The organism is Kitasatospora sp. NBC_01302 (assembly GCF_035976515.1).
Classification (GTDB): domain Bacteria; phylum Actinomycetota; class Actinomycetes; order Streptomycetales; family Streptomycetaceae; genus Kitasatospora.
The window spans coordinates 1,305,367-1,317,839 of sequence record NZ_CP108404.1 but is presented as its reverse complement, the minus strand read 5'-3'; the positions used below and the strand labels follow the sequence as shown (position 1 = coordinate 1,317,839).

General features: G+C 72.4%; 14 protein-coding genes and 1 pseudogene. 6 read left to right on the top strand and 9 right to left on the bottom strand.

The genetic code is table 11. The features are described from left to right. Window positions 1-51: 51 nt before the first annotated feature. Together OG294_RS05895 and OG294_RS05890 are read right to left on the bottom strand one after the other, a co-directional pair. Complete coding sequence (locus tag OG294_RS05895; RefSeq protein WP_442789311.1) at window positions 52-1,437, bottom strand: APC family permease; 1,386 nt, start codon at window positions 1,435-1,437, stop codon at window positions 52-54. Between the two features lie 187 nt (window positions 1,438-1,624). Further along, a complete protein-coding gene (locus OG294_RS05890) occupies window positions 1,625-2,140 on the bottom strand; it encodes a mycothiol transferase (protein ID WP_327065336.1) in 516 nt (171 codons plus the stop codon). A gap of 241 nt (window positions 2,141-2,381) precedes the next feature. Between OG294_RS05890 and OG294_RS05885 the strand changes: the two genes are divergently transcribed. After that, window positions 2,382-3,062, top strand: a complete 681-nt coding sequence (locus OG294_RS05885) for a type 1 glutamine amidotransferase domain-containing protein (RefSeq protein ID WP_327065335.1) — start codon at window positions 2,382-2,384, stop codon at window positions 3,060-3,062. Between the two features lie 100 nt (window positions 3,063-3,162). Here OG294_RS05885 and OG294_RS05880 read toward each other — a convergent pair whose 3' ends face one another. Together OG294_RS05880 and OG294_RS05875 are read right to left on the bottom strand one after the other, a co-directional pair. After that, window positions 3,163-3,846 (bottom strand): NADPH-dependent F420 reductase, encoded by a 684-nt coding sequence (locus OG294_RS05880; RefSeq protein ID WP_327065334.1) that lies wholly within the window; start codon window positions 3,844-3,846, stop codon window positions 3,163-3,165. A gap of 50 nt (window positions 3,847-3,896) precedes the next feature. Continuing rightward, window positions 3,897-4,322, bottom strand: coding sequence for an HIT family protein (locus OG294_RS05875; protein ID WP_327065333.1), 426 nt, complete (start codon window positions 4,320-4,322; stop codon window positions 3,897-3,899). 136 nt (window positions 4,323-4,458) lie between these two features. Between OG294_RS05875 and OG294_RS05870 the strand changes: the two genes are divergently transcribed. After that, the gene (locus tag OG294_RS05870; RefSeq protein ID WP_327065332.1) at window positions 4,459-4,983 is read left to right on the top strand and encodes a hypothetical protein; all 525 of its coding nucleotides are present in this window, start codon (window positions 4,459-4,461) and stop codon (window positions 4,981-4,983) included. Between the two features lie 13 nt (window positions 4,984-4,996). Here the strand turns inward: OG294_RS05870 and ctaF are convergent, their stop codons facing one another. Both ctaF and ctaD read right to left on the bottom strand, forming a co-directional pair. Next, window positions 4,997-5,386, bottom strand: a complete 390-nt coding sequence (gene ctaF / locus OG294_RS05865; RefSeq protein ID WP_327065331.1) for an aa3-type cytochrome oxidase subunit IV — start codon at window positions 5,384-5,386, stop codon at window positions 4,997-4,999. After that, window positions 5,383-7,113 carry an aa3-type cytochrome oxidase subunit I gene (ctaD, locus tag OG294_RS05860; protein WP_327065330.1) on the bottom strand — a complete coding sequence of 577 codons (1,731 nt, stop codon included), beginning with the start codon at window positions 7,111-7,113 and terminating at the stop codon, window positions 5,383-5,385. Before ctaD ends, ctaF begins: the two co-directional genes overlap by 4 nt. A gap of 575 nt (window positions 7,114-7,688) precedes the next feature. Here ctaD and OG294_RS05855 point away from each other — a divergent pair. Continuing rightward, entirely contained in the window at window positions 7,689-8,447 is a 759-nt protein-coding gene (locus OG294_RS05855) for a transglycosylase family protein (RefSeq protein WP_327065329.1), read from the top strand. Between the two features lie 77 nt (window positions 8,448-8,524). Here OG294_RS05855 and OG294_RS05850 read toward each other — a convergent pair whose 3' ends face one another. Continuing rightward, the gene (locus tag OG294_RS05850) at window positions 8,525-8,665 is read right to left on the bottom strand and encodes a hypothetical protein (protein WP_327071818.1); all 141 of its coding nucleotides are present in this window, start codon (window positions 8,663-8,665) and stop codon (window positions 8,525-8,527) included. On the opposite strand from OG294_RS05850, the pseudogene OG294_RS05845 reads away from it, so the two are divergent. Then, window positions 8,627-8,776 (top strand): annotated as a pseudogene (locus OG294_RS05845) (transcriptional regulator); the annotation flags it as partial. The gene OG294_RS05850 and the pseudogene OG294_RS05845 overlap by 39 nt on opposite strands. A gap of 228 nt (window positions 8,777-9,004) precedes the next feature. Here OG294_RS05845 and nagB read toward each other — a convergent pair. Further along, a complete protein-coding gene (gene nagB, locus OG294_RS05840) occupies window positions 9,005-9,787 on the bottom strand; it encodes a glucosamine-6-phosphate deaminase (protein WP_327065328.1) in 783 nt (260 codons plus the stop codon). 229 nt (window positions 9,788-10,016) lie between these two features. Between nagB and OG294_RS05835 the strand changes: the two genes are divergently transcribed. Further along, window positions 10,017-10,154: a DUF6126 family protein gene (locus tag OG294_RS05835; protein WP_327065327.1), complete on the top strand. Its 138-nt coding sequence runs from the start codon at window positions 10,017-10,019 to the stop codon at window positions 10,152-10,154. Between the two features lie 89 nt (window positions 10,155-10,243). Here the strand turns inward: OG294_RS05835 and OG294_RS05830 are convergent, their stop codons facing one another. Continuing rightward, the gene (locus OG294_RS05830; protein WP_327065326.1) at window positions 10,244-10,846 is read right to left on the bottom strand and encodes a hypothetical protein; all 603 of its coding nucleotides are present in this window, start codon (window positions 10,844-10,846) and stop codon (window positions 10,244-10,246) included. Between the two features lie 225 nt (window positions 10,847-11,071). Between OG294_RS05830 and OG294_RS05825 the strand changes: the two genes are divergently transcribed. Then, window positions 11,072-12,127, top strand: coding sequence for a PhlD (locus OG294_RS05825; protein WP_327065325.1), 1,056 nt, complete (start codon window positions 11,072-11,074; stop codon window positions 12,125-12,127). Window positions 12,128-12,473: the final 346 nt, after the last annotated feature.

Genomic DNA, 12,473 nt, shown 5'->3' with positions numbered 1-12,473 from the left:
CGCCCTGCCGTGCTGCGGGGGCGCGGTCGGTCGGCTCGCGGTGATGGAGCGTCAGATCTGCGCCGCCCGGGCCGAGTCGGCGTCGACAGTCCGGCGGAACCTCTCGTGGATCTCGACCGGGGCGAAGGGCCAGATCCGTTCGAACCTGGACCAGAGGAGGAAGGCCGCGCCGCCGGCTGCCACCCAGACCAGTGACCACTCGATCGGGTGGTAGCCCGGGGCGTTGCGGTCCGCGTAGCCGTAGATCACCAGCCAGCCGGTGGCCGCGATCAGGCTGGGCAGCGGGTAGCGCCACATCCGGTAGGGCCGGGGCAGGTCCGGCTGGCGGCGGCGCAGCACGGTGACGGCGAGCACCTGGGCGAAGGACTGGACGATCACCATCACCGTGGTGAGCAGGTTGATCAGGGTGTTCAGGTCGGTGTGCCGCCCGATCAGGAAGCCGGCCGCGGTGACCGCCCCCATGGTGAGCAGGCCCAGGGTCGGGAACTCGTGCTTGCGGTGCAGGCGGGAGTAGGAGCGGAAGAAGACCCCGTCGCGGGCCGCGTCGTACGGCACCCGGGAGCCGCCGAGCAGACCGGTGAGGACCGAGGCGAAGGCGGTCACCAGGATCAGCACGGTGACCACGTCGGCGGCCGACTTCCCCCAGGTCTGCTGGAGCACCGCGGAGGCCACCGAGGAGGAGGCGATGGAGTGCGGGTCCAGCATCTCGTGCCAGTCGAGCGCACCGAGCACGCCGACCTGGAGCAGCAGGTAGATGACCATGATGCCGAGGATCGAGAAGATGATCGAGCGCGGCATCACCCGGCCCGGGTTCTTGATCTCGGCGCCGAGGTAGGCGGTGGTGTTGTAGCCCAGGTAGTCGTAGATGCCGATGGTCAGCCCGGCCGCGAAGCCGAGCCAGAAGTGGCCGTGCGTCACGTCGACGGCGTGCGCGGGCCAGGTGAAGGCGCGGCTCGGCGAGAAGTGGGTGTACGAGGCGAGGATCACCGAGAGGACGGCTGCCAGCATGACGCCCCACATCGCGGTCGCGATCCTGGCGATGCGCTCCACCCGGCGCCAGAGCAGCAGGACCACCAGGACGATCACGGCCAGGCCGACCAGATCTCCCTGACTCTTCGTCATGCCCGGCCACAGGTAGCCGAGATATTGGACGAAGCCGACCACACCGGTGGACATGATCAGCGGGATGAAGAGCATCGCGGTCCAGACGAACAGGAACGGCATCAGCCGTCCGGTCCGGTACTGGAACGCCTCGCGGAGGTAGCCGTAGCTGCCGCCGGAGCCCGGCATCGCGGCGCCGAGTTCGGCCCAGACCAGGCCGTCGACCAGGGCGAGCACCGCGCCGGCCAGCCAGCCGATCACGGCCTGCGGGCCGCCGAAGGCGGCGACCATCAGCGGGATGGTGACGAACGGCCCGATGCCGCACATCTGGCTCATGTTGATGGCTACGGCCTGGAACAGGCCGATCCGTCTGCTGAGGGTTGCGGACACAAGGGGGCTCCGGGGGGCTCTGGGGAGGGTGAGCGCGCGCGTGGGGTGCCCATAAGTTAAGTTTCCTAACTTGATGAGTCAAGGCCTGGGGAGGCTGCGGCTGCGGGCCGCGGCCTCCCCGGATCCGGCGTCGTCAGTGGCCGCGGCGCTGCAGGACGCCGCGGATGAAGGCGGCCTGGCCCGCGTGCTGGAGGTCCTCCGTGATCACACTGACCAGCCGCACGCCGAGCGTCACGGGCGGCTCCCAGGCCTCGTCCACCACCTGGTCCAGGTCCTCGGCGGTCACGGTGCGCAGAAAGCGCAGGGTCTGCCGGTGCACGGCGTCGTAGTAGCCGGTCAGCAGCGAGCGGGAGGCGACCTGGACGTCGGCCACCTGGGTCGCGTCGTGACCGTAGCCGGTCTCCTCCTGGGGGAAGGGCAGGTCGAACTTGGCGGCCCAGCCGTCGGCGGTCCAGACCTGCTCGGCGCCGGTGAGGTCGGCCAGGTGGTCGTCCTGCACCCGGGTCAGGTGCCAGATCAGCCAGGCCACGCTGTTCGCCTCCTCGTCCAGCCTGGCCGACAGCTGCTTCGGGCCCAGGCCCCGGACGGCCTCGTGAACGGCCTCCTTGACCCGGTCGAGGGCATCGGCCAGCAGCTCGGCGCTCTTCATGGACAACTCCTTTGACAGCGAAGGTGACTGGTTCCGGTCAGGGTGGTCCGGCGGGCGGTGGGCCGGGGTGCGGGACCGGGGGTGTGCAGCAGGCATCCCCCGTCGGGCGCCGGACCGAGCGCGGCCGTTCGGGTGAGCGGGACTTCGCCCCCGGAGCGCCCCGGGAGCGGCGCCGGGGGAGGATGGCACGCGGGGCGCTGACCGGCGGGGGCCGACGGGGTGGCCGAGGAGGCTGGAGCACGTGATCACTCTGCAGGGGCTCACCATCGCATTCCTGACCGCTCCCGAGGGCGTGGAACAGGTCGAACTCACCGAGCCGTGGCAGGCGGTCCTGGAGGCCGGCGGGACACCGCGGCTGTTCTCCACCCGGCCCGGCCGGATCCAGGCCTACCGGCACCTGGAGCGCGCGGACACCTTCGGCGTCGACGCGGTGGTGGCCGCGCGTGACGAGGGCGACGAGGGCGACGGGGGAGACGGTGCAGGAGAGGGCGACGACGGGTCGGGGGGTGACCGGCCCGGCGAAGGTGAGCACGGCGAGAGCGGCAAGGGCGGCGAGGTGGCGGACGGTGGCGCCGGCTGTGCCGCGCTGGTGCTGCCGGGCGGGGTGGCCAACCCCGATCTGCTGCGGGTCGAGCCCGCCGCGGTGTCGCTGGTCCGGGCCTTCTTCACGGCGGGCAAGCCGGTCGCGGCGATCTGCCACGCGCCCTGGCTGCTGATCGAGGCCGACGTCGTGCGGGGGCGGACACTGACCTCCTGGCCCAGTCTGCGCACCGACCTGGTGAACGCCGGTGCCCACTGGGTGGACGAGGAGGTGCGGCTCTGCACCGCGGGCCCGAACACCCTGATCACCAGCCGCAAGCCGGACGACTTGCCGCTCTTCAACGACGCGCTGGTCACCGAGTTCGCCAAGAAGCGCCGCTGAGGCCGGGGCAGAGGGCTGAGGACAGGGGCAGGCCGGCCGGTGGGCCGGGCAGCCGTGAGGCCGTGCCCGGCCCACCGGCCGGCGGGGTGTCTGAGGGCGGTCAGCGGGTGGCGGCGTCGAGGGCCTCCTGGATGGCGGAGGGGCCGGCGGGGCGACCCGGGTCCTGGTCGAGACGGGCCTGCTGGTCCTTCAGGTACGGCACGCCGTAGGCGGGGGTGCCGGGCTGGAAGCGCCAGCTGTCGCCGAGCGTTCCGGCGTCCACCGCGAGGTAGCCGAGGGTGTCGAGCAGCTCGGTGACCCGCTGCTTGGCCGCGGCGTCGTCCCCCGCGATCGGGAGTGCGGAGCGGTCGGGGGCGCCGCTGGGGCGGGCCAGGCTCAGCAGGTGGCCGAAGTAGATGTTGTTGAACACCTTGACGACCGTGGCGCCGGCCAGGTGGCGCTGGACCAGCTCGCTGCTGGTGAATTCGCCGGAGTCGAGCTCGGCGAAGTGGCCGTCGCGGTCGGGGTAGTAGTTGCCGGTGTCGAGCACCAGACGGCCGGCCAGCGGGGCGGCGTCGAGCTCGAAGGCGTTCTTCAGCGGGATGGTCACCACCACCCAGTCGCCGGCCTCCGCAGCCTCGGCCGGGGTGGCGGCGCGAGCTCGCGGGCCCAGCTCCGCCACCAGGTCTGCGAGGGTCTCGGGGCCGCGCGAGTTGCTGAGCACCACGTCGAGGCCGGCGTTCACCGCGAGCCGGGCCAGGGAGCCGCCGATGTGTCCGCTGCCGATCAGTCCAAGAGTAGCCATGCCGATCACAGTGCCCGGCGCGGTCGCCGTATTCCTGGGAGGGCGTCAGTTCACCCGATCGGATCAGCAAGTGCCGCCCGCAGCAGGTCGGCGGTCCGGCTCGCCTCGGCCTCGTCCGCGTACCGGCGCCGGGGCCAGAAGAAGCCGCGCAGCCCGTCCTTCGGATTGCGCGGCACCACGTGCACATGCAGGTGCGGCACGGACTGGCTCACCCGGTTGTTCATCGCGACGAACGAGCCCCTGGCCGCCATCGCCCGCTCGGTGGCCCCGGTCAGACGCCGCACCCGGTCGAAGAACGGGCCGACCAGTTCGGCGGGCAGCTCGGTCAGCGTCGGGACGTGGGCGACGGGCACCACCAGCAGGTGGCCGGGAAAGAGCGGCCGGTGGTCCAGGAACGCCAGGGCCACCTCGTCCCGCAGGACCGTGTGGATCGGTGGCTCCGGGTCCGCCAGGAAGGCACAGAAGAGGCAGTCCATCCGGCCATCAGACCACGGCGGAAGCCGCCGGACGGGTCGGCCCACCGGGCGCCCGTCCCGTCCGGCCGCGCCCGGGTAGTGTTCGTCACCGCCGGTCACGGCGCTCTGCGAGGTCTTCGCGGGTGCCGGAGAGGCCGTGCTCAGCGCGGGCGCCCGTCGTGGGGCGGCGCGGCGCGAGGCGGCCTTCCGCGAACTGGTCGAGGTCTGGGCCCGGCGCAGCGGGCCGGTCGGCGCCGCGTGGTTCGCCCAGGCGGTGGAGCGGGGCTGTTCGGACGTCTACCCGCAGACCAAAGCCTGGGCCGCCAGCCTCGGTTGTCCCTCGCCGCAGCCCGCCCCGGCGGCCCGTCCCTGGTCCGGTGGGCAACTCCCGCCGGTGGAGCTGCGACTGGCCCGGTACAGCGCCCCGTACCTGCGCTACGGGCAGCCGCACGATGCCTCGGCCCTGCTGCACTTCGCGCTGCCGCCCCGCCCTGCCGAGGATCCGGCGGGGCCGTGGTGGCTGCGGTCCATGGAGCTCGGCGCCCCGGAGAGCTTCCGGCTGGACACTGCCGCCTTCGCCGGCCCGGGCACGCTCGAACTGAGCCGGGAGCCGGACCGGATCGGCGCGGTCTCGCTGCACGCGGCCGCGCTGGCCGTCGTCGTGGCGTCGGCGCCCGGCTGAGCCGGCGTCGACGTCACTCGCCGCGGTTGCCGTACTGGAAGACGAAGCCGGCGACGCCAGCGGCCGTGATCCCGGCGCCGATCAGCATCAGCCAGACGCCGAAGGCCATGCCGAGCGCGATCACCGCGGCCCCGGCGGCCGTCAGGGGCGGGTACCAGCTGTGCGGCGCGAAGAAGTCCAGCGGCCCGGCGGTCTCCGCCACCGCAACCTCGCGGCGGTCCTGTGCGCGCGGGCCCCGGCGGCGGTACTGGATGAAGAAGAAGGCCGAGATCAGCGCGGACATCAGGAAGGCGAAGGCGAGCGCGGCCTTGCCCGCCGGCTCCTTGGCGAACCAGTCGTAGATGCCGCCCATCACGGCGAAGAAGAGCGCGACACCGGCGAAGAGGAAGGCCTCGAACCTCATCGCCCACCCGCCGATCCGGCCGCACCCGGGGTGGTGGGCGCCGGGTCCCTGGAGAGCAGGTCGGTGTCCTCGGCCTCGCTGCGCGGGTGGTTGATGTCGAAGGCGGGGCTGTCGGAGCGGATCCTGGGCAGCGCACGGAAGTTGTGCCGCGGCGGCGGGCAGGAGGTGGCCCACTCCAGCGACCGGCCCCACCCCCACGGGTCGTCGACACCCACCGGGCGGGCGTACCTGGTGGTGTGCCAGACGTTGTAGAGGAACGGCAGCGTGGACACGCCGAGCAGGAACGCGCCGGCGCTGGAGATGGTGTTGAGGGTGGTGAAGCCGTCCGAGGGCAGGTAGTCGGCGTACCGGCGCGGCATGCCCTCGGCACCCAGCCAGTGCTGCACCAGGAAGGTCAGGTGGAAGCCGACGAAGAGCAGGACGAAGTGGACCCGGCCCAGCCGCTCGTCCAGCCGGCGGCCGGTGAACTTCGGCCACCAGAAGTAGAAGCCGCCGAAGGTCGCGAACACCACCGTGCCGAAGAGCACGTAGTGCATGTGGGCCACCACGAAGTAGGAGTCGGTGACGTGGAAGTCGATCGGCGGCGCCGCCAGCAGCACCCCGGACAGGCCGCCGAACAGGAAGGTGACCAGGAAGCCGATGGCCCACAGCATCGGCGTCTCGAAGGAGAGCGAGCCGCCCCACATGGTGCCGATCCAGTTGAAGAACTTCACCCCGGTCGGCACCGCGATCAGGAACGAGGTGAGCGAGAAGAACGGCAGCAGCACCTGCCCGGTGGCGAACATGTGGTGGGCCCAGACCACCGCCGACAGCCCGGTGATCGCGATGGTCGCCCCGACCAGCCCGAGGTAGCCGAAGATCGGCTTCCGGCTGAAGACCGGCAGGATCTCGCTGACGATCCCGAAGAACGGCAGCGCGACGATGTAGACCTCCGGGTGTCCGAAGAACCAGAACAGGTGCTGCCAGAGCAGCGCGCCGCCGCTGTCCGCGTCGAAGGCGTGCGCGCCGAGCCGGCGGTCGGCCAGCAGCACCAGCAGCGCGGCGGTCAGCACGGGGAAGGCGAAGAGCGCCAGGATCGAGGTGAAGAGCACGTTCCAGGTGAAGATGGGCATCCGGAAGAGCGTCATCCCCGGTGCGCGCAGGCAGGCGATCGTGGTGACGAAGTTGACCGCGCCGAGGATGGTGCTCAGGCCCGCCACCGCCAGCCCGGCCGCCCACAGGTCCCCGCCGGTCCCGGGCGAGTGGACGGCGTCGTTCAGCGGGGCGTAGGCGAACCAGCCGAAGGCGGCGGCGCCGTCCGCGGTGAAAAAGCCGCTCAGCACGATCAGGCCGCCGAACAGGAACACCCAGTAGGTGAAGGCGTTCAGCCGGGGGAAGGCGACGTCGGGCGAGCCGATCTGCAGGGGCATGATCCAGTTCGCGAAGCCGGTGAAGGTCGGGGTCGCGAAGAGCAGCAGCATGATCGTGCCGTGCATGGTGAACAGCTGGTTGTACTGCGCGTCGGTGACCACCTGCATGCCGGGTCTGGCCAGTTCGGCGCGCATCACCATCGCGAGCACCCCGCCGACCAGGAAGAAGCCGAAGGAGGTGGCCAGGTAGAGGGTGCCGATCAGCTTGTGGTCGGTGGTGGTCAGCCAGCCCAGCACGGTGCTGCCGCGCCGTACCCGGGTCACCGTGCCGGGGGCGAGTTCCGGCGCCGGCCGCTCCGGCTGCTCCACGACGGTCATCCGTCCTCCAGGTGGTTGGTCGGCCGACCGGATGCCCCCGTCCCGCGTGCTGCTCGCGGACGGTCACGGACGGTCGGCGGGTCGGGGACCATGCTGGGCCCGGCGGGCGGCCGGGTGGCCGGCGCAGCGCGGGGGAACGGACGCGGTTAGCCCGGACGGCGGCAGGGGGCGTGGGCCGGTCGCCGCCGGGTGTGGCGGGGGCCACGGCGGGGCCGATTTCTGACGGAGGGTAGCGCTCTGATTGCGTGGTGCTGATCCCGTGCGAGGTCCGGCGGGTGGCGTGCGTCACGGAGAGGCGGGGGTGGTGGGGGTGTTTTGGCTGCTTTTCGATGCTTTAGGGCTGATTTGAGCCGCAGGTTACCTCGGGTAATGGGTGCTGGCCTGGGGATTCGCCAAGCGGTTGAGGGCGGACCGCGGGTTGCCTAGCTTCGTTCTCGGTGCAGCGAGCACCACCCGGTACCACCGAGCCCCGAAGGCGGGGGGTGGGTCAGGGCGCCGGAACCCTTCCCGTGACGTGGTCTGTGGGGGCGTGGTTCCGTGCGGCCCGGTCCGGGGCCTGCGACATGGGAGATCCTTTGACTTTCCGTAACGAGAACACCGTCACCACCGCTGTCAAGGCCGCCAAGCGCAACCGCGTCCGGCTGGCCGTCCTGGGCGGGGCGGTCGCCGTCCTGCCGGTGGCGGGCCTCGTCACGGCGACGACGGCTTCGGCCGCGTCGGCCTCGACCTGGGACGCGGTCGCGCAGTGCGAGAGCACCGGCAACTGGAACATCAGCTCCGGCAACGGCTTCTCGGGCGGCCTGCAGTTCACGCCGAGCACCTGGGCGGCGTACGGCGGCACGCAGTACGCGGCGAGCGCGGCGCAGGCCACGCAGGGCCAGCAGATCGCGGTGGCGGAGAAGGTGCTGGCGGACCAGGGTCCGGGTGCCTGGCCGGTCTGCTCGGCCAAGGCGGGCCTGACGGCGGGCGGTGCCCCGGCGCAGGTCGACACCGGCAGCAGCACCCGTGGCACCGGCAACAGCGCCCCGGCCCCGGCCGGCCCGGCCGCCGCCGCGCCGCAGGGCGCGCCGGCCGAGCAGGCGCCGAAGCCGACCCAGCCGAAGCCGACCCAGCAGCAGGCGCCGAAGCAGGCGCCCAAGCAGGCCCAGAAGGACGTCCGGAAGCATGCCCCGGTCCAGCGCGGCGCCGACTCCTACACCGTCAAGAGCGGCGACACGCTGAGTGCGATCGCCGCCGCGCACGGCACCAGCGTGGCCGAGCTGCACGCGCAGAACGCCCGGATCATCGGCGCCAACCCGGACGTCATCCTGCCCGGCCAGGTGCTGAGCGTCTGATCGCGTCCGCTGTCGCGATGAGGTCGGGCCGACCGTCAGGCCGTTCCCGGGGAGGAGCGGCCTGACGGTCGGTCGATTCAGCTCGCCGTGGCGGTGGCCGGCGCGTGCAGCCCTGGAGCCAGGGCCAGGGTCACCGCCAGCGAGGCTGCTGCCGGCAGCGCCATCGCCGGGGCGGGGGAGCAGTGTTCGGCCAGGGGCTCGGCTCGGTGGGGCGGCATCTGAGGGTGCTGCTGGACGCCGGCCTGGTGGGCCGGCGGCGGGCCGGGCGCTCGGTGCTCTACCAGTGGACCGGGGCCGGCGAGACGCTGGTGCGGGCCGCGAAAGGCTGACGAAAGTGACGGGTGTTGCGTGATGTGGCCTGTGGGACAACGTGAGGTCCGACGGGCCTGGGGGAGCCGGACCGGCGGCCCGAGGAGCCGTCCGCACGTCCCGAAGACCCCTCCAGGCACCCACAACGCCGACCGCCGGCCCGGTGGCCCTCGCCGCAGCGGGCGGGATGGGGCCACCGGACCGGCGGTCGGTGGGAGCGTTCGAGGCGGTCCGCTGCGGCGCAGGGGTCAGAGCGACTGCCAGGCCGGCTTGGCGGCGTAGGTGGCGCGGAAGTAGTCCGCCAGCTTGAGCCGGGAGGCCGCCGCCTCGTCCACCACGACCGTCGCGTGCGGGTGCAGCTGCAGGGCGGAGGCGGGCACGAACGCGGAGAGCGGACCCTCGACGGCCTGCGCGACGGCCTCGGCCTTGGCCTCGCCGGTGGCCAGCAGCACCAGGTGGCGGGCCTCCAGGATGGTGCCGATGCCCTGGGTGATCACGTGGTGCGGCACCTGGTCGATGCTGTCGAAGAACCGGGCGTTGTCCACCCGGGTCTGCTCGGTCAGCGTCTTGATCCGGGTTCGCGAGGCCAGCGAGGAGCACGGCTCGTTGAAGCCGATGTGCCCGTCGGTGCCGATCCCGAGCAGCTGCAGGTCCACGCCGCCCGCCTCGGCCAGCGCGTGGTCGTACGCCGTGGCGGCGGCGGCGATGTCGTCGGCGGAGCCGTCGGGGCCCAGGAAGGCGCTCTCGGCGATGCCCAGCGGCTCCAGCACCTCACGCAGGACGACCGAGCGGTAGGACTCCGGGTGGCCCTGGGGCAGGCCGACGTACTCGTCGAGCTGGCAGATCCGGGCCCGCGAGACGTCCAGCGCCCCGGCCCGCACCTTGGCGGCCAGCGCCTGGTAGATCGGCAGCGGCGTCGACCCGGTGGCCACGCCGACCAGCGCGTCGGGCTTGCCGGTGAGCAGCTCCGCGATCGCCGTGGCGATCAACTCGCCGCCGGCGGCAGCGTCGGGAACGATCACAATCTCCATCTTGACCAACCGTCCGAAAGCGTGTATGTAGTGGTCTAGACCAATATAGGCTGGGCTGAGCTTATCGCAGCTGGTGACTGGTTCGAAAGCTCATCTCCAGGATCGGTCGCACCAGCCGGAACGGCGGCCGGACCAGGGCAGCCCGTCGGGCGCGACTTGAGTTATCCGCCGGTGCCGTGGATGCTGGCCGGACGGACGACCGGAGGACGGGGCAGCAGTGAGCGGGACCGTGCGCAGTGAGACCGTTCGCGACGAGAACAGCAAGCGCAGGGCGGCGCTGATCCGGGCCGGTATCTACATCGCGGGCACGCATTTCTTCGCGTTCTTCGTGATGCTGCTCTTCTATCTTGGCAACCACCACCACTGAACGCACCGCTGGAGCCGCCCCGCCGGGGCTCGAGCCGAGGGTTCGGACCGGGGGCGGCTCAAGCCGGGGGGCTCAGGCCGAGCGGTGGCTCAGGCCGCGCCCTGCCACTTGCTGTCGCGCGGCTCGGGGGAGCGCAGCAGCGACCGCAGCTCGGTGGGGCTGACCCCCTCGTAGAAGTGCATGAAGACGGCGCGGCCCGAGCGGCCCATCGGTGTGGCGGCGCCGATCCACAGGGAGCCGGCGCCGTAGCGGGCGTGGATCAGCGGCCGGATGTCGCCGTCGGGGCCCGCGCGCCCGGCCGAGTGCAGCGGAGTGCCCAGCGTCTCCTCGGTCCAGCGCGCCAGTTCCGCGAGCGCGGGGTGGTCCGGGCACTCCTGCAGCTGGATGTCCAGCTGCGGCACCGCACGGCGCAGCCAGTACTTCGTGTGGTCGGGCAGCTGGGCGCGGCCCTCCCAGACCATCCACTTGAAGATGTTCTCCGGCACCCGCCGCCGGAAGAACGTCTCCTCGAACGCGTCGTTGTAGGCGATCACCCGCCACGCCGCGTCGACCGCGTAGGCGATCGGGCCGACCAGTTTGAGACCGGGCGCGTGCTCGCTGACCCGCGCGACGGTGTTGCGGACGAGCGTGGCCCACGTGTCGCGGGCGTCCGCGTTGGTTGTGCCGATGGGATGCTCCTCCGGGTACGTCATGGACACGATTGTGCCTGCCGGGTCGGGAGTTCTGCCAGGGAGGCCCCGGGTCGGCGCGGGCGTTCACCAGCCGCTCGCCCGGCGCCGACGGACCCCGGTGACGGTGCGCTGCCGTCGCTCTGACGGCCTGTGATCTGATGCCATCGATCCTGTCCCCGTGCCCGGCGTACTCCCCGATGCCGCGGTCCCGGGGGGGCGCAGGCACTCGACAGTCGAAGGAAGTCAATGGGACCCGTATATGTCAGCCGGCCGGCCGTGGTGCTCCCGCCCCACCAGGTACCACGCCAGCTGATCACCGACGACATCATCACCAGGCACGCCGCGCAGCTCCCGCCCCGGCTGCCCGAGCACCTGGCCCAGCTGCCCGCGAACCGCCACTACAGCCGCCCCCTGCCGGCCGTCCTCGGCGAGTGGGCCATCGAGGAGCGCAACCAGGCCGTGGTCACCGACCTGGTGGCGATCGGCCTGGACGCCGCCCGGGCCGCGATCGACGCCGCAGGCCTGCGGCCGGCCGACATCGACTGCCTGATCACCGGGCACGCCACGGGCTTCCTGCTGCCCGGCCTCGATGTCGCGCTGCACAACGCACTGGGCCTGCGGCCCGACGCCGCCTGCCGACCGGCCACCGAACTGGGCTGCGCCGGCGGCGCGTACGCGCTGCTCGCCGCCCGCGAGTACCTGGCCGCCCACCCGGGCGCGACGGTGCTGGTGGTGGCCGCCGAGATCCTCAGCCTCGCGGTGTACCACCATGAGGACAGCAGCATCGACCACCTGATCTACAAGGCGCTCTGGGGCGACGGCGCGGTCGCCGCGCTGGTCACCGACCGGCCGCTCGGCCCCGGCCTGCGGATCGACGGCAGCTGGGAGCACCTGCTGCCGGCCACCGCCGCGCGCTACCGGGCCCGGCTGGACGCGGTCGGCCACCACTTCGACTCGGACCACAGCGCGCTGAACTCGGTGCCCGAGGTGCTGCCCGCGCTGCGCGAGCACCTGGCGGCCGAGGGCGGGCGGCTCGACTTCGTGGTCTGTCACCCCGGTGGTCCGAAGATCCTCAAGCAGCTCGCGCACGGCCTGGCGATCGATCCCGAGCTGCTGAGGCACGCCCGCGCCTGCCTCGACGAGCACGGCAACCTCGGCGGGCCCTCGGTGCTCGCGGTGCTGGAGCGCACCCACGCGGCGCCGCCGGCCCACGGTGAGCAGGGCGTCCTGGTGGCGGTCGGCCCCGGGTTCCGCTGCATCGCGCTGCGTGCCACCTGGTGGGCCCCGCCGTCGGTGGGCTGACTGCTGGTGGCCTGATGGCCGGGGGCCGGGCAGCCACCCCTGGGGACCGGCGGCCCGCCGCGCGGGAGAGCGGCGGGACGGGCGGGCTCCGGGGAACGGGAACCGGGTGAACGGGGGAAGCCACGACGGGGGAGCGACCCGCAACGGGGGAGCAACGGGGAAACGGAGCCGGCCGTCGCGATGGTGAGATCGCGGCGGCCGGCTCCCGTTGTGTCCGGGACCGCGCTGCCCGACCACCCGCGCCACCCTGTCGCACCGTCCTTAACACGAACGTCAACTGACACACCATTGACAAGGAGCGCATCCTGCGATGGCCTGGACACCTCAAATTCCGAGAGGGGATCCG